This window comes from Verrucomicrobiia bacterium, assembly GCA_036405135.1.
In the GTDB taxonomy this organism is placed as follows: domain Bacteria; phylum Verrucomicrobiota; class Verrucomicrobiia; order Limisphaerales; family JAEYXS01; genus JAEYXS01.
This window is the reverse complement of the sequence record DASWYF010000032.1, coordinates 1-14762: the sequence shown is the minus strand read 5'-3', so window position 1 is coordinate 14762 and position 14762 is coordinate 1. Positions and strand designations below refer to the sequence as shown.

Here is a 14762-nt window from a genome sequence, read left to right as displayed (position 1 = left end):
CGCGTATGCCACTCGGAATCCTTGGTAAAAAATTGGGCCAGACCCGCGTCTATGACGCCGCTGGCAATGCAGTCGCCGTCACCGTTGTCCTCGTCGGTAGCAACCGCGTGGTGCAGTGCAAGACGGTGGAGACGGATGGCTACAAGGCAGTCCAGCTGGGCATGGAAGACCAGAAGGAAAGCCGTGTGAGCAAGCCTGCTCTTGGCCATTTCAGCAAGCACAAGGCCCAACCGGTCAAAGTGCTCCGCGAATTCCGCGATTTCCCGCTCGATGTGAAGCCGGGTGACGTGGTGGGTGCTAAAGTTTTCGCCGTCGGTGACGCTGTTGATGCCATCGGCATCACAAAAGGCCGCGGTTTTGAAGGTGTCGTGAAGCGCCATGGTTTCCGTGGCGGTGACATGACCCACGGTTGCAAGGGCTGGAAGCGCCGCAGCGGCGCCATCGGTCAGCGTCTCTTCCCCGGTACTGTTATGCGCGGGATGAAGATGCCTGGTCACATGGGTCAGGTGCAACGGACGACTCAGAACCTGAAAGTGGTTCAAGTATTGGAAGAGGACAGTGTGCTCCTCATCAGTGGCGCGATTCCCGGATCGAAGGGCGACTACGTCGTCATCCGCGAAGCCAAGAAGAAACGCAAGGCAGCTGCCAAGGCAGCGAAGTAACAGGAGCCTGATCCATGAAGCTTACGCTTAACGATATCAAAGGTAAGAGCCTCGGTGAAGTCGAGGTGAACGTTGCCCTCGTCGAAGACGGTCGGGGAACGCAAGCGGTTCACGACGCGGTGGTCGCGTTCCGTGCCGCACAACGCAGCGGCACTGCCTGCACCAAGACGATGGGTGAGGTGGCTGGTACCGGCAAGAAGCCTTGGCGCCAAAAGGGCACAGGTCGCGCCCGCGCCGGTTCCTTCGCCAGCCCTCTGTGGGTCGGCGGTGGTGTGGTGTTCGGCCCGAAGCCGCGTGACTTCCGCAAGAAGATCTCCCGCAGCACGAAGGCTCTCGCGCTCCGCAAAGCGTTCAGCGAACGCTTGAAGGCAGAGGACGTCGTGGTGGTGGATGACCTGAAGCTCGCCTCGGCGAAGACGAAGGAATTCCTCGCGGTTCTCGCGACGTTGAAGATTGACGGCACGGTGCTCGTCGTTTCCGACATCGACAAGAATCTGACGCTGGCCACCCGCAATGTTCCGCACGCGGAACTGACGGATGGAACGACGTTGAACACGTATCAGCTCCTGCGCAATGACAAGGTGCTGTTCACCAAGAGCGCGCTCGATAAGTTCACCGCGCGTCTCGGCTAATAAGCAAAGGGCTGAAACATGAACGCATTTCAAGTTATCAAGAGTGTGCGCCTGACAGAAAAGGGCGCGATCCAGGCGGAGAAGGCGAACCAGTACACTGTGGTGGCTGATCGCCGGGCCAACAAGGTCCAGATCCGTCAGGCGGTGCAAGAGCTGTTCAAGGTCAAGGTGACCAACGTGAACACGCTGAACGTCAACGGCAAAGCGCGTCGCAAGTCGACCAAGCAAGCCGGCCAAACCTCGGACTGGAAGAAGGCCTTGGTCACCTTGAAAGAGGGCGACAAGATCAGCCTCACCTAATAAGGACTGAAGCATATGGCAGTAAAGAGTTTTAGACCGTTGACGCCTTCTTCACGCTACGTGACGATTGCGTCGTTTGACGAGATCACGAAGACCACGCCTGAAAAGAGCCTGGTCAAGATCCGCAAGAAGACCGGTGGCCGTAACATGTATGGCCGTGTGACCGCCCGCGCCCGCGGCGGTGGTCATAAGCAGAAGATTCGCCAGGTGGATTTCCGTCGCAACCGTCATGGTGTGCCGGCCACGGTGGTCGCGATTGAGTATGATCCGATTCGCACGGCCCGTATCGCCTTGGTGGAATACAAGGATGGCGAGAAGAGTTACATCCTCGCTCCGAACGGTCTGCAAGTCGGTGCCAAGCTCCTGAGCGGCACGATGGCGGCTCCGGACATCGGCAACGCGCTTCCGTTGAAGAACATCCCTCCGGCCACGACGATTCATAACTTGGAGATCGTCCCGGGTAAGGGTGCCCAGATGGTGCGTTCCGCCGGTGTTGGTGCGGTGGTGATGGCGGTTGATGAGGGCTATGCCCAAGTCAAGCTGCCTTCCGGCGAAATCCGCCGTTTTCATCAAGATTGCTATGCGACGATCGGCCAGGTCGGCAACACTGAGCATGAGAACATCATCTTGGGCAAAGCCGGTCGCAACCGCCACTTGGGCCAACGCCCGATGAGCCGCGGTATGGCCCGTAACCCGCATGATCACCCGAACGGTGGTGGTCAGGGTAAATCGAAGGGTGGTGGCGGTCGCCAGCATCTGATGTCGCCTTGGGGCCTGCTCGCAAAGGGCAAGCGCACGCGCAAGAAGTACAAACTGTCCAACCGGTTCATTCTCGTCCGTCGGGATGGCCGTCCGATGAAGAACAAGTAATTAGCATATGGGACGTTCAATTAAAAAGGGTCCGTTCGTCGATCTGCATGTTCTGAAGAAGATTCAGAAGGCGAAGGAAACGAAATCGAAGGCGCCGATCAAGACTTGGTCGCGGCGTTCCATGATCACCCCTGATTTTGTGGGGCTGACATTCAATGTTCACAATGGCAAGGTGTTCAATCCTGTCTTCGTGACGGAGAACATGGTGGGTCATCGTTTGGGCGAGTTTTCGCCGACCCGCACGTTCAAGAAGCACGGTGCTCACACGGCGAAAGCGGAGAAATAGTATGCAAGTCCACGCGATTACAAAGAATATCCGCATGTCCGCGCAGAAGATGCGTGAGGTGGTGCGCCAGATCCAAGGGTTGCCCGCCTTGCAAGCGCAGGCTGTGCTCGCGGTGGTGCCGCGCAAGTCCGCCCGTGTGGTGGCCAAGACCTTGAAGTCCGCGATCGCAAACGCGGAGAACAACAACGGCGCGAAGCCGGAAAATTTGATGGTGCGCGAAGCAGTGGCCCAGACGGCCAGCACGCTGAAGCGTTTCACCCCGAAAGCCCGCGGTTCGGCCGGACCGACCCTGAAGCGGAGCTGCCACGTAAAGATTGTAGTTTCTGACGAGAAATAGTTATGGGCCAAAAAGCTAATCCTATCGGCCTGCGTCTGCCGCTCACCCGTGACTGGCGCTCGAAGTGGTATGCCGACAAGAAAGATTTCGGCAAGCTGCTGAACGAAGACCGGAGCATCCGTGATCTTTTGAAGAAGCGTCTGGAATCAGCCTCCGTGCCGAAAATCCAGATCGAGCGCGCCGCGACCCGCTGCCGCATCACGATCTTCACCGCCCGTCCGGGTGTGGTGATCGGACGCAAGGGTTCGGAGATCGACAAGCTCAAGGAAGAACTGAGCAAGATGACCGGCAAGGAAATCTACGTGGACATCCAGGAAGTGAAGAGCCCGGAGATTGATGCACAGCTCGTGGCCGAGAATGTGGCCCTGCAGCTCGAGCGCCGTGTTTCCTTCCGCCGTGCGATGAAGAAGGCGGTCCAGACTGCCATGGATTTCGGTGCCTCCGGCATCAAGATCCGCTGCGCCGGCCGTTTGGGCGGCGCGGAACTCGCCCGCGTTGAGAAATATCACGAGGGTAGTGTGCCACTGCACACGCTCCGTGCGAACATCGATTATGGGTTTGCCGAGGCCAAAACGGTTTACGGCAAGCTGGGTGTCAAGTGCTGGATTTGCAAGGGCGAGCTGAAGAAGGAAAAGGCCGCTCCGACGCCAGTGGTTGCCGCGAAGGAATAACGTAATTTTTAGCGAAGGATTTTGATATGGCAATGATGCCCGCAAGAGTGAAGTACCGCAAGATGCAGCGCGGATCCCGCAAGGGTCTCGCGACGCGCGGCGCTTCCGTGGCGTTCGGTGAGTACGGCCTCCAGGCAATGGAGCGGTGCTGGATGGACGCAAAACAGATTGAAGCCTGCCGTGTGGCGATCACGCGTTTCATGAAGCGCCGTGGCAAGGTCTGGATCCGGATTTTCCCGGACAAGTCCTTCACCAAGAAGCCGTTGGAAACCCGAATGGGCCACGGTAAGGCAGGTGTCGAAGGCTGGGTGGCGGTGATCAAGCCGGCGGCGATTCTGTTCGAGGTGGATGGTGTGCCGGAGGCAGTGGCGCGTGAATCGTTCCGTCTGGCTGCAGCCAAGCTGCCGATTCGCACGCGGTTCATCTCCCGTCACAAGATTGCTTAACGATTAGAGGCGACATGAAGATGACTGAACTGAAAGATTTGAGTGTGGCGGAGCTGACGGCAAAGGGCCGCGAACTGCGCCAGGAGATTTTCAACCTGCGCCTGCAGCAGGCGAGCAGCCAGCTGGAGAAGCCCTCGCGCATCCGGACGCTGCGCCGCGACATCGCCCGGATCGAGACGCAGCTCTCGGTCCGCCGCAACAAGGCCGCCTAAGAATTATTTGCTATGTCTGAACAGAACACTGCCCGCACCCAGCGCAAAGAGCGCACTGGCGAAGTCATCTCTGACAAGATGACCAAGACGATCATTGTCCGTGTGGAGCGCCGTTTCCGGCACCCTCAGTTCAAGAAGGTCGTGACGAGCTACAAGAAGTTTGTGGCGCATGATGAGAAGTCCGAGGCGAAGGTGGGTGACCGCGTCCGCATCGAAGAAACCCGTCCGCTCTCGAAGACCAAGCGCTGGCGCCTGGTGGAAGTGGTGGAACGCAACGCTGACGCTCCGGTGGCAGCCTAAGTGAAAGCCTGACGCATGTTACAAGTAAGATCCATTTTAGATGTGGCCGACAACACCGGTGCCAAGCGCGCCGCGACGATCGGCGTGTTGGGCAAGAACCAGCGTTACGCCCGCGTGGGTGACGTGATCAAGGCCCACATCAAGGAAGCCGCCCCGGATGGCACGGTGAAAAAGGGCGAAGTCGTGAACGCGGTAGTGGTCCGCACCCGCAAGGCGGTGCGCCGCAACGACGGTTCCTACCTGCGTTTTGACAGTAATGCGATTGTCATCATCGACAAAGAAAACAACCCGCGTGGGACGCGCATCTTCGGTCCGGTAGCCCGTGAGCTCCGTGACAAGAAGTTCATGAAGATCATCTCCCTCGCTCCTGAAGTGATTTGAGTTATGTCCAAGTTTCACGTTAAAAAGGGTGATGAAGTGGTGGTCATCGCCGGTGCGCACCGCACCAAGCGCGGCAAGATCAAGTCGATCTTGAAGACGAAGAACCGCGTGGTGGTGGAAGGTGTTAACATGGTCAAGAAGCACCTGCGCAAGAGCCAGCAGAATCCGCAGGGTGCCATCCTTGAGATCGAAGGTTCCATCCACGTGTCCAACGTGGTGAAAGCCGAAGCGTATGACGCCCGCAAAGGCGCCGCGAAAGCCTAAGCCCATTTGAAGTCATGAAGCCGAGATTGTTTGAGAAATATCACGCGACGGTGAAGCCGGCGCTGCTTGAGAAGCGGAAGTATGCGAACGTGCATCAGATTCCGCGCATCGAGAAGATCGTCATCAACATGGGCGTGAGCGCATCCTTGGAAAAGGGCGCCGTGGAAGACGCTGTGAAGGATTTGACGCAGATCACGGGCCGCAAGCCGGTGATCAACAAGGCCAAGAAGAGCATTGCGAACTTCAAGTTGCGCGAGGGCCAGCAGATCGGCTGCCGTGTGACGCTGCGCCGTGAAGTGATGTATGAGTTTTTGGACCGCCTGGTGGCGGCTGCACTGCCCCGTATCCGTGACTTCCGCGGCATTTCTCCGCGCAAGTTCGACGGCCGCGGCAACTATTCTCTGGGCGTGGCGGACCAGACGATCTTCCCGGAGATCGAAATGGACAAGATCAAACGCACGCAGGGCATGGACATCACCATCGTGACCACGGCCAAGACGGACGAGGAAGCGCTGGACCTGCTGAAAATGATGGGAATGCCGTTCTCTGAAGGACGTTAATATGGCAAAGACATCTTGGCTCGAACGTAATAAGAAAAAGGCGGCAGCCGTTAAGAAGTATGCCGCACTGCGCGCAGAACTGAAGGCGAAGCATGATTATGCCGGCCTGCAGAAGCTGCCGAAAAACGCCAGTCCTGTGCGTCTGGTCAACCGGTGCGAAATGAGCGGACGCCGTCATGCATATATCCGCAAGTTCCGCTGCTCCCGCCTCACGTTCCGTGAAGCGGCGCTGAACGGCCTGATCCCGGGCGTGACGAAAGCTTCCTGGTAAGAGAGAGAGTATAACATGAGCGATCCAATTGCAGACATGCTGACGCAAATCCGCAACGCCAACCAGGCGTTGCTGCCCTCCGTGGATTTGTCGCACTCGAAGGTGAAGGAGAACATTGCGCAGATCTTGAAGCGCGAGGGTTATATCACGGATTGCACCGTGGAAGGCGACAAGGTGAAGCGCCTCAAGCTGAAGCTGAAGTTCCAGGGCCGCAAGGCTGTGATTGTCGGCCTGCAGCGTGTGAGCAAGCCTGGTTTGCGCCGCTATGTCGGCTCCAGCGAGATTCCCCGCGTGCTGGGCGGAATGGGTGTGGCCATCGTCTCCACGTCGCAAGGCGTGATGACGGGCGGCGAAGCCCGGAAGCAAAACTTGGGCGGCGAGCTGCTCTGCTTCATCTGGTAACCTTAACCGATATCCCTGATATGTCACGTATTGGCAAACTACCCGTCTCCATCCCCGACAAGGTCAAGGTCGAGGTGAAGGGACAACAGATTTCTGCGGAAGGCCCGAAAGGCAAGCTCTCTTTGGAGTTGCCGAAACGCACCTCCGCCGCCATCAAGGAAAAGACGATCGTGGTCAGCCGCAAGGATGACACCGCCGAGTCGAAGGCACTGCATGGCCTGAGCCGTTCCCTTGTCAACAACATGTTGCAGGGCGTGGCCACCGGTTTCGTGAAGAAGCTGGAGATCCAAGGTGTCGGTTTCAAAGCCGCTGTCCAAGGCAAGGTCGTTAACATGAGCTTGGGCTATTCACACCCGATCAACTACTCCATCCCTGACCAGATCAAGGTGACGGTGGAGGAGAACACGAAGCTGACGATCGAAGGGCCGGACAAAGCCGCAGTTGGTCGCGTGGCCGCCGAGCTGCGCAGCTTCTACCCGCCGGAGCCGTATAAGGGCAAGGGTGTCCGTTACTCGGACGAGAAGGTCATCCGCAAGGAAGGCAAGACAGTCCAATAATTTCGTTAAGTGAATAAATGGTTACGGCAAATACCGTGGCCGGAAAATAAACATGAGGACAGATAAGAAGTTTAAGCTGGAGCAGTTGCGCCGCTGGCGCACTCGTAAAAAAGTGGTCGGAACGACGGAGCGCCCGCGCATGAGCGTGCGGTTCACGGGCCGGAACATCCACGTCCAGTTCATTGATGACAGCGTGGGCAACACCTTGGCTGCCGTCACGACCATGTCGAAGAGTGTGGCGGACCGCGAGAAGCTCGCGGCCAACACGGAGAGCGCCAAGGTCATCGGCAAGCTGGCTGCGGAAGCGGCCATCGCCAAAGGCATCAAGGCGGTCGTGTTCGACCGCAGCGGTGCCCAGTATCATGGCAAGGTGAAGGCGCTGGCGGATGCCGCGCGTGAAGCCGGTCTGCAATTCTAACGTCTAACTGATTTTTATTGTGGCAGAACAATTCAATCGTCCAGGTAATAACAGGGGCCCCGGTGGCGGTGGTGGTGGTCGTGGACCTCGCGGTCCACGCCGTGCCCGTCCGAATTCCGATCAGCCGGCCGAAGGCACCATCATCGATGGGAAGCCCGCCAATGAATTGAGCGAGAAGGTGATTTTCATCAACCGCTCATCCAAAGTCGTGAAGGGCGGTCGCCGCTTCAGCTTCAGTGCACTGGTTGTCACGGGTGACAAGCAGGGCAAGGTGGGCTTGGGGTTGGGCAAGGCCGGTGAGGTTGCCGATGCCATCCGCAAGGGCGGGGAAGTTTCCCGCGGTGCGATGGTAGGTGTCTCGCTTAATGGCACGACCATCCCGCACGAGGTTTTTTCGGCGTTCGGTGGCGCGAAAGTGTTGCTGCGTCCGGCCTCTCCCGGTACCGGCATCATCGCGGGTAAGACGGTGCGTGCGGTGCTGGAATCCGCTGGCATCAAGGACATCCTCAGCAAGTCGCTGGGATCCAAGAACGCAGCGAACGTGGCGAAGGCCACTCTCTCCGCCTTGCGCCAGCTCCGTCTGCGCGAGGAGATCTACCGTTCCCGCGGCCGTGAGGCGAAGGCGGCCACAACTGCAGCTGTTTAATCTTTTTCTTTGACGATACTATGCGTTTGCATGATTTGAAACCCCGTCCCGGAGCCAAGCACCGCCGCAAGCGTCTTGGTCAGGGTGAGTCCTCCGGTCACGGCAAAACCTCTGGTCGCGGTGGCAAAGGCCAGTCGGCCCGTTCCGGCAGCTCGATCCGTCCTGGATTTGAAGGCGGTCAGATGCCGTTGATCCGCCGTCTGCCGAAGCGTGGCTTCAACAACGCGGCGTTCAAGGTCAGCTATGCTGGCGTGAACTTGGATGATTTGAACCAGTTTGAAGACGGTGCGCGCGTCGACGAGCAGGCCATCAAGGCTGCCGGTCTTGCGAATGGCAAGAGTGCTGGCATCAAGATTCTTGGTCGCGGCGAGCTGACCAAGAAACTTACGGTCAGTGTGAGTGCTTTCAGCGCGACGGCCAAGGCTCAAATCGAGGCCAAGGGCGGCTCTTGCGAAGTGGTGGCCAAGAAGGCTGCTCAGAAGTAATAATTCCAAGCCAGCCTGCCGTTCATGCTGAAGAACATCATCAACACCTTCGCCAACAGCTTCAAGGTGCCGGAGCTAAAATCCCGCATCTTTTTCACGCTGCTGGTGCTGCTTGTGTGCCGCTTGGTGGCCATGATTCCCATCCCGGGTCTTGATGGTTCTGCCTTGACGAAGTACATGAGCGAGAATCAGAACGCTGGTGGTGGTCTTTTGGGCATGTATAGCATGTTCACGGGTGGCGCACTGGAGAAGTGCGCCATCGGTTCGCTGGGCATCATGCCCTACATCAGCGCTACGATCATCATTCAACTCCTGACGGCAGTGATTCCGCAGCTCAGCAAGCTGGCGCGGGAAGAGGGTGGCCGGGCCAAGGTGGTACAGTATGGCCGATATCTGACTGTGCTGTTGTGTTTGGGGCAGGGTATCTTCATGACTTTGGGCTGGGAAAACGCGGAAAAGGTGCTTCCGAATTTTCAGGGGAGCTTGGTGCTTTATGAGAATCTTTGGTGGTACCGCGTCCAGACAACATTGGTGCTGACGGTCGGTACGCTGATGTTGATGTGGTTCGGTGAGCAGATTACCGAGCGGGGCATCGGCAATGGTGTTTCATTGGTGATCACTATCGGAATCTTGGCGCGTCTGCCAGTGGCGGTGCGGGATTTGCAGCTCATGTTCAGCCCAGTGGGCGAGGACCCGGCCCGTTTCGGTATTTTCAGTGCCATCGCGTTGATCTTGGTGTTGTTGTTGGTCGTTGCGGGTATCATCGCGGTGACGCAGGCTCAACGGAAGATTCCGGTCCAATATGCCCAACGTGCGGTTGGCCGGAAAGTGTATGCTGGACAGAGTTCGTTCATGCCGTTGCGTGTCAACTACGCAGGGGTGATGCCGGTTATCTTCGCCCAGGCGATCTTGATGTTTCCGGGTACGATTTTCCAGCAAATCGGCCAGCGGTTTGATTCCAAGTTCTGGATGGATTTGGCGCGTTTGTTCGATCCGATGTCCTTCAGCTACATGTTCATCTTCGGTCTGATGATTTTGTTTTTCTCCTACTTCTGGGTGGCTACCCAGTTCAACGAGATCCAGATCTCGGACGATTTGAAGAAGAATGGCGGCTATATTCCGGGTGTGCGTCCGGGGCCGAAGACCACTGAGTTTTTGCATAACACGATGAGCCGTATCACGCTGGCGGGAGCCGTGTTCCTGACGGCGATCGCGGTCATTCCGTTGTTGATGAACAAGTTCATGAACATGCCGCATGAAGTGGCGAACTTCTTTGGCGGCACGGGTATGCTCATCTTGGTCGGCGTGATGCTGGACACGATGCGGCAGGTGGAATCGCATCTGTTGATGCGTCATTACGATGGCTTTCTGAAAAAGGGTGGCCGTATCCGTGGACGGTTCTAGTTTTTGTTTGCGTGGCCCGGTTGCGGGACGCAGTTGTTCTTTGGAACGCTGATTGAAAGTAAGATGATAGCCACCAGCGAAAAAGATCTGGCAGGCATGCGGGCCGCAGGCGGCGTCGCAGCGCAGGTCCTGAGCGAAGTGGCGGGGTTCATAGCCCCTGGGATGACGACCAGGCAAATCGATGAATTTGCTGGCAATCGAATCCTCCATTACGGCGGTAAAAGTGCCTTTTTGGGTTATCAACGGTATCCGTGCCAAATTTGCATCTCGGTGAACGAAGAAGTGGTTCACGGGATTGCAGGAGATCGCCGGGTGCAGTTCGGTGACATCATCAGTCTGGATGTCGGTGTCGTTTACGAGGGATATATTGGTGACAATGCCCGCACCGTGCCGGTGGGGGGCTGTGATATTTTGTCACAGAAATTGATTGATGTCACTGAGCAAGCCCTGTATGAAGGAATTTCGCGCGCCATTCTGGGCAACCGGGTGGTGGATATATCTCGTGCGATTCAGACGCATGTCGAATCGAACGGGTTTAGCATCGTCCGCGAATATGTCGGCCATGGGGTAGGGCGGAAGCTGCATGAAGAACCGCAGATTCCGAACTATGTGGACCGGGCTGGTGACGTGAAATTGAAGAAGGGCATGACGTTGGCGATTGAGCCGATGGTCAATGCCGGTGTGGCGAAGACCAAACGTTTGAATGACGGTTGGACAGTAATCACCCAAGACGGAATGCCATCCGCTCATTTTGAGCACACGGTGTTGGTGACGGACGGCGAACCAGAAATTTTGACGTGGCCGGAGAAGATGCCATCGAAATTGAAGGCATCGTGACCGAACGATTGGCCGCTGGGTTGTTTCATCTGAAACTGCCCAACGGCCATACGATTCTGGCCCACACGCCTCGGCGCCTGCTGGAGCAGGTGCAGGAAGCGGGACCGGGTGACCGGTTGACGGTAGAAATGACGCCTTTCGACATGTCGAAAGGGCGGGTAAAAAGTAAGAACTAGATTTGATATGAAAGTACGTGCGTCAGTTAAAAAACTTTGCGAGCACTGCAAAATCGTGAAGCGGAAGGGAATCATCCGCGTGATTTGCTCCAACTCGCGCCACAAACAGAAACAGGGTTAAGCTTTATGCCACGCATTCTTGGTGTTGATATTCCGGCCAACAAGCGCATTGATATCGCGCTCCGTTACATCTACGGCATCGGTCCGGTGAACGCGAAAGAAGTCCTTTCCGCAGCGAACATTGATCCGTCAATCCGCGCGAAAGACTTGAACGAGCAGCAGATGTCCCAGATCGTGCACGCGATCCAGGAGGGCAAGTATGTCATCGAAGGTGACCTGCGCCGCGAATTGGGCATGAACCTGAAGCGCCTGCAAGGCATCAAGTGCTACCGTGGCATCCGCCACATCCGCGGGCTCCCAGTCCGTGGTCAGCGCACGAAGACGAACTCCCGCACCCGCAAGGGACCGCGCCGCACGGTGGGTGTGCAGCGTGCCGCGGCTGCCAAGGCGTAACCAATAAAGATTTAACCGTATGGCCGAAGAAACGAAAACTCCGAAGGCTTCCAAGAAGGAAGCGAAGCCCGCTGCCGAACAGGCCGGTGCTCCAGCTGCTGAAGCCAAGCCCGCGAAGGCTTCCAAGAAGACTGAAAAGACTGACGAAGCTGCTGCTCCTGCTGCCAAGCCCGCAGGTGAAGCGCCAGCCATCCAGGCTGCTGTCAGCGCCCCGACTGCCGCCGAATTGCTCGGTGAAGATGTCAACGCCAAGAAGATCGTCAAGGCGAAGGGCTCCAAGAATATCGCCGTCGGTGTCGCCAATATTTTGGCCACTTTCAACAACACGCTCGTCAGCATCACGGACATGCAAGGTCACGTGATCGGCTGGTCCAGCGCCGGCAAGGTTGGTTTTCGCGGCTCCCGCAAGAGCACGGCGTTCGCCGCCCAGCAGGTCGCCCAGGACGCCGCCCGTCAGGCGATGGCCCATGGTCTCCGTGAAGTGGAGATCAAGGTCAAGGGTCCTGGCTCCGGTCGTGAATCCGCCATCCGCGCCTTGCAGGCTATCGGATTGGAGATCAGCACGATCAAGGATGTGACCCCGGTGCCGCACAACGGCTGCCGTCCGCGCAAGAAGCGCCGCGTGTAAACTCAGGAAAAGATTTAGCATATGGCTCGTTATACTGGACCCCGCACCCGCATCAGCCGCCGCTTCGCGACGCCCATCTTTGGTCCGTCGAAGTACTTGGAGCGCCGCAATTTTCCGCCCGGCATGCACGGCCCGAAGGCCCGCCGGAAATTCACCGAATACGGCCTCGGCCTGATCGAGAAGCAAAAGCTGCGTTACTACTACGGCCTGCTGGAACGCCAGTTCCGCGGTGTGTATGAGAAGGCGCTGAGCCGTCGTGGTGTGACCGGTGAGACCATGCTCCAGATCCTCGAAACACGTCTGGACAGCGTGATTTACAGCCTTGGTTTTGCCGCGACCCGTCCTGCTGCCCGCCAGATGGTGGCCCATGGCCACGTGAAGGTGAACGGTCGCAAGCTCACGGTTCCGTCTGCCGCCCTAAAGGTGAATGACGTGATCGAGATCAAGGACAACACGGTGTCCCGCCAGCTCGCCACCCGTGGTCTGGAATCCTCCACGAGCCGTTTGGTGCCGGATTGGCTCCAGCTCAGCAAGGATGCCTTCCAAGGCAAGATCATGCGCATCCCGAGCCGGGATGACATCCAGCCGATTGCCAACGAACAGGCCGTCGTCGAATTTTATTCCCGCTAATCCCTGATGCCCCGCAAGGGGCGCAACCCTGAAAGCAATTATACGGGTCTCCGGCAGTGCGGGAATAAACTGTCGGAGACCAGATTAAAATTGCTCCCAATAATACTATGCCAGTACGTCTAGGCCGTTTCGAAATGCCCAAGCGGTTGACCAAAGATGAGTCAACCTCGACGCCCACCTATGCCAAGTTCGTGGCGGAACCGTTTGAAACCGGTTTCGGTCACACGATTGGCAACTCGCTCCGTCGCGTGTTGCTCTCCTCTCTGGAAGGTGCGGCCATCACGTCTGTCAAGATTGACGGCGCGATGCATGAGTTCACCACTGTCGAAGGCGTCATGGAAGACGTCACTGACATCGTGCTGAACCTGAAGAAGATTTTGTTCAAGGCCCACAGCCGCGAACCGCAGACCTTGCTCCTGAATGTGAACAAGGAAGGCGCCGTTCTCGCTGAGGATATCGAGCTGAACCAGAACATTGAGCTGGTGAACCCGAAGCAGATCATCTGCACGCTCGACAAGAAGCGCAAGTTCGCGATGGAGTTCGAAGTCAAAGTGGGCCGTGGTTTCTGCCCTGGTGACGAGAACAAGAAGCCTGATCAAGCCATTGGCGTGATCGCGATCGACTCGCTGTTCTCCCCCGTGACGCGCGTGCGTTATAATGTGGAAGCAGCCCGTGTCGGCCAGCGCACGGACTATGACCGCTTGGTCATTGAGATCAACACGGACGGCCGTTTGACTCCGGATGACGCGCTGACGCAGTCCTCCGCCATCTTGCAACATCACCTCGACGTGTTCGTCGGCTACGACAAGAATGCCGTTGAATTCGAAGAAGTGGTGGACAAGCAGGACGAGGAGAAGACTAAGATGCGCAAGCTTCTCAACATGAGCGTCAACGAGATCGAGCTGAGCGTCCGTGCGGCGAACTGCTTGAACAACGCGAATATCACCACGGTCGGCCAGTTGGCCATGAAGACCGAGGCGGAGATGCTGAAGTACCGCAACTTCGGCAAGAAGTCCCTGAACGAAATCAAGGACAAGCTGCAGGCCCTCGGCCTCATGCTCGGAATGAACCTGGACGCGTCCTTGCTGGAAGCGCCCAAGGAAGACAAGACTTTAGCTTAAAGAAAATTGCTGTATGCGACATCGTAAACGCACGGCCAAGTTGGGCCGCACAGGCGAGCATCGTAATGCGATGCTCACAAACATGGTTTGCAGCCTGATCATCCACAAACGCATCACCACCACGCTGGCCAAGGCCCGCGCCGCCAAGTCTGTGGCGGAGAAGATGGTGACGCTGGGCAAGAAGGGCACCCTTCACTCCCGCCGTCTGGCCTCTTCCCGTTTGCATCAGGAAGACGCTGTGAAGATTCTCTTCACCGAGATCGCTCCGGCGCAGAAGGATCGCGCTGGCGGCTACACCCGCATCATCAAGATGGGGCAGCGCCAAGGTGACGCCACGCAGATGGTCATCCTCGAGTTCGTCGAGGGCGTGAACACTGCTCCGGCTCCGACTGAAGCCAAGACAGAAGCCGCTCCGGCCACGCCTGAGGCTCCTGCCGCTGAGGCCAAGCCGAAGAAGAAGGCCACCAAGAAGAAGACCGAAGCTGCCGCCTAATCAGCGCTAGCCAAACGAAATTCAAAAGCCCGCTCTAACGAGCGGGCTTTTTTGTTTTCGCGGATGAACGAATATCTGTCGGACTGGGGTTCTTACTGTGCTCTAGGCACATGAGATTCTTAGAGCGTTTTAAATAAAGTTGTAGCCGCAATGTGCGAACCAGGAAGCGGCGTCTTGTGGGGTGACTGAGGCCAAGGCGGCGGCGATGGCCGCCAAGAGCGCCTCCCAAGTTCTGGCTTCGGCACTGCGCAAGGCTTGTT

Annotated in this window: 28 protein-coding genes; all 28 read left to right on the top strand. The window is 57.5% G+C overall.

The window, feature by feature from the left end; all coding sequences use genetic code 11:
- Positions 1-5: 5 nt before the first annotated feature.
- Positions 6-662: a 50S ribosomal protein L3 gene (gene rplC / locus VGH19_15205; protein HEY1172716.1), complete on the top strand. Its 657-nt coding sequence runs from the start codon at positions 6-8 to the stop codon at positions 660-662.
- A 14-nt stretch (positions 663-676) separates the two neighbouring features.
- The gene (gene rplD / locus VGH19_15200) at positions 677-1294 is read left to right on the top strand and encodes a 50S ribosomal protein L4 (GenBank protein HEY1172715.1); all 618 of its coding nucleotides are present in this window, start codon (positions 677-679) and stop codon (positions 1292-1294) included.
- Between the two features lie 18 nt (positions 1295-1312).
- Entirely contained in the window at positions 1313-1594 is a 282-nt protein-coding gene (rplW, locus tag VGH19_15195; protein ID HEY1172714.1) for a 50S ribosomal protein L23, read from the top strand.
- Positions 1595-1609: 15 nt separating this feature from the next.
- A complete protein-coding gene (rplB, locus tag VGH19_15190; GenBank protein ID HEY1172713.1) occupies positions 1610-2464 on the top strand; it encodes a 50S ribosomal protein L2 in 855 nt (284 codons plus the stop codon).
- Positions 2465-2471: 7 nt separating this feature from the next.
- Positions 2472-2750, top strand: a complete 279-nt coding sequence (gene rpsS, locus VGH19_15185) for a 30S ribosomal protein S19 (protein ID HEY1172712.1) — start codon at positions 2472-2474, stop codon at positions 2748-2750.
- Position 2751: 1 nt separating this feature from the next.
- Positions 2752-3087 (top strand): 50S ribosomal protein L22, encoded by a 336-nt coding sequence (gene rplV / locus VGH19_15180; protein ID HEY1172711.1) that lies wholly within the window; start codon positions 2752-2754, stop codon positions 3085-3087.
- Positions 3088-3089: 2 nt separating this feature from the next.
- A complete protein-coding gene (gene rpsC, locus VGH19_15175) occupies positions 3090-3758 on the top strand; it encodes a 30S ribosomal protein S3 (GenBank protein ID HEY1172710.1) in 669 nt (222 codons plus the stop codon).
- 26 nt (positions 3759-3784) lie between these two features.
- A complete protein-coding gene (gene rplP, locus VGH19_15170) occupies positions 3785-4204 on the top strand; it encodes a 50S ribosomal protein L16 (protein ID HEY1172709.1) in 420 nt (139 codons plus the stop codon).
- A 14-nt stretch (positions 4205-4218) separates the two neighbouring features.
- Positions 4219-4416, top strand: coding sequence for a 50S ribosomal protein L29 (rpmC, locus tag VGH19_15165; GenBank protein ID HEY1172708.1), 198 nt, complete (start codon positions 4219-4221; stop codon positions 4414-4416).
- Between the two features lie 12 nt (positions 4417-4428).
- A complete protein-coding gene (rpsQ, locus tag VGH19_15160; protein HEY1172707.1) occupies positions 4429-4716 on the top strand; it encodes a 30S ribosomal protein S17 in 288 nt (95 codons plus the stop codon).
- Between the two features lie 15 nt (positions 4717-4731).
- Positions 4732-5097 carry a 50S ribosomal protein L14 gene (rplN, locus tag VGH19_15155; protein HEY1172706.1) on the top strand — a complete coding sequence of 122 codons (366 nt, stop codon included), beginning with the start codon at positions 4732-4734 and terminating at the stop codon, positions 5095-5097.
- A 3-nt stretch (positions 5098-5100) separates the two neighbouring features.
- Positions 5101-5361 carry a 50S ribosomal protein L24 gene (gene rplX, locus VGH19_15150; protein ID HEY1172705.1) on the top strand — a complete coding sequence of 87 codons (261 nt, stop codon included), beginning with the start codon at positions 5101-5103 and terminating at the stop codon, positions 5359-5361.
- Positions 5362-5375: 14 nt separating this feature from the next.
- Positions 5376-5921 carry a 50S ribosomal protein L5 gene (gene rplE / locus VGH19_15145; protein HEY1172704.1) on the top strand — a complete coding sequence of 182 codons (546 nt, stop codon included), beginning with the start codon at positions 5376-5378 and terminating at the stop codon, positions 5919-5921.
- A gap of 1 nt (position 5922) precedes the next feature.
- Positions 5923-6192 carry a 30S ribosomal protein S14 gene (rpsN, locus tag VGH19_15140; protein HEY1172703.1) on the top strand — a complete coding sequence of 90 codons (270 nt, stop codon included), beginning with the start codon at positions 5923-5925 and terminating at the stop codon, positions 6190-6192.
- Positions 6193-6207: 15 nt separating this feature from the next.
- Positions 6208-6594, top strand: a complete 387-nt coding sequence (gene rpsH, locus VGH19_15135) for a 30S ribosomal protein S8 (GenBank protein HEY1172702.1) — start codon at positions 6208-6210, stop codon at positions 6592-6594.
- Positions 6595-6614: 20 nt separating this feature from the next.
- The gene (rplF, locus tag VGH19_15130; protein ID HEY1172701.1) at positions 6615-7151 is read left to right on the top strand and encodes a 50S ribosomal protein L6; all 537 of its coding nucleotides are present in this window, start codon (positions 6615-6617) and stop codon (positions 7149-7151) included.
- A 52-nt stretch (positions 7152-7203) separates the two neighbouring features.
- Positions 7204-7569 (top strand): 50S ribosomal protein L18, encoded by a 366-nt coding sequence (gene rplR / locus VGH19_15125; protein HEY1172700.1) that lies wholly within the window; start codon positions 7204-7206, stop codon positions 7567-7569.
- A gap of 19 nt (positions 7570-7588) precedes the next feature.
- Positions 7589-8215, top strand: a complete 627-nt coding sequence (rpsE, locus tag VGH19_15120; GenBank protein HEY1172699.1) for a 30S ribosomal protein S5 — start codon at positions 7589-7591, stop codon at positions 8213-8215.
- A 20-nt stretch (positions 8216-8235) separates the two neighbouring features.
- On the top strand, positions 8236-8700 hold the full coding sequence (rplO, locus tag VGH19_15115; GenBank protein ID HEY1172698.1) for a 50S ribosomal protein L15: 465 nt from the start codon (positions 8236-8238) through the stop codon (positions 8698-8700).
- Between the two features lie 24 nt (positions 8701-8724).
- The gene (gene secY, locus VGH19_15110; protein HEY1172697.1) at positions 8725-10104 is read left to right on the top strand and encodes a preprotein translocase subunit SecY; all 1380 of its coding nucleotides are present in this window, start codon (positions 8725-8727) and stop codon (positions 10102-10104) included.
- A gap of 63 nt (positions 10105-10167) precedes the next feature.
- Positions 10168-10941 (top strand): type I methionyl aminopeptidase, encoded by a 774-nt coding sequence (gene map / locus VGH19_15105; protein ID HEY1172696.1) that lies wholly within the window; start codon positions 10168-10170, stop codon positions 10939-10941.
- Entirely contained in the window at positions 10938-11117 is a 180-nt protein-coding gene (locus VGH19_15100; protein HEY1172695.1) for a translation initiation factor IF-1, read from the top strand. The genes map and VGH19_15100 overlap by 4 nt, the downstream gene beginning before the upstream one ends.
- Before the next feature lie 7 nt (positions 11118-11124).
- Entirely contained in the window at positions 11125-11238 is a 114-nt protein-coding gene (gene rpmJ / locus VGH19_15095) for a 50S ribosomal protein L36 (protein ID HEY1172694.1), read from the top strand.
- Between the two features lie 5 nt (positions 11239-11243).
- Positions 11244-11630, top strand: a complete 387-nt coding sequence (rpsM, locus tag VGH19_15090; protein ID HEY1172693.1) for a 30S ribosomal protein S13 — start codon at positions 11244-11246, stop codon at positions 11628-11630.
- A 19-nt stretch (positions 11631-11649) separates the two neighbouring features.
- Positions 11650-12258: a 30S ribosomal protein S11 gene (rpsK, locus tag VGH19_15085; GenBank protein HEY1172692.1), complete on the top strand. Its 609-nt coding sequence runs from the start codon at positions 11650-11652 to the stop codon at positions 12256-12258.
- 21 nt (positions 12259-12279) lie between these two features.
- On the top strand, positions 12280-12888 hold the full coding sequence (gene rpsD, locus VGH19_15080; protein ID HEY1172691.1) for a 30S ribosomal protein S4: 609 nt from the start codon (positions 12280-12282) through the stop codon (positions 12886-12888).
- A gap of 107 nt (positions 12889-12995) precedes the next feature.
- The gene (locus VGH19_15075; GenBank protein HEY1172690.1) at positions 12996-14009 is read left to right on the top strand and encodes a DNA-directed RNA polymerase subunit alpha; all 1014 of its coding nucleotides are present in this window, start codon (positions 12996-12998) and stop codon (positions 14007-14009) included.
- A gap of 13 nt (positions 14010-14022) precedes the next feature.
- On the top strand, positions 14023-14502 hold the full coding sequence (gene rplQ / locus VGH19_15070; GenBank protein HEY1172689.1) for a 50S ribosomal protein L17: 480 nt from the start codon (positions 14023-14025) through the stop codon (positions 14500-14502).
- Positions 14503-14762 lie beyond the last annotated feature (260 nt).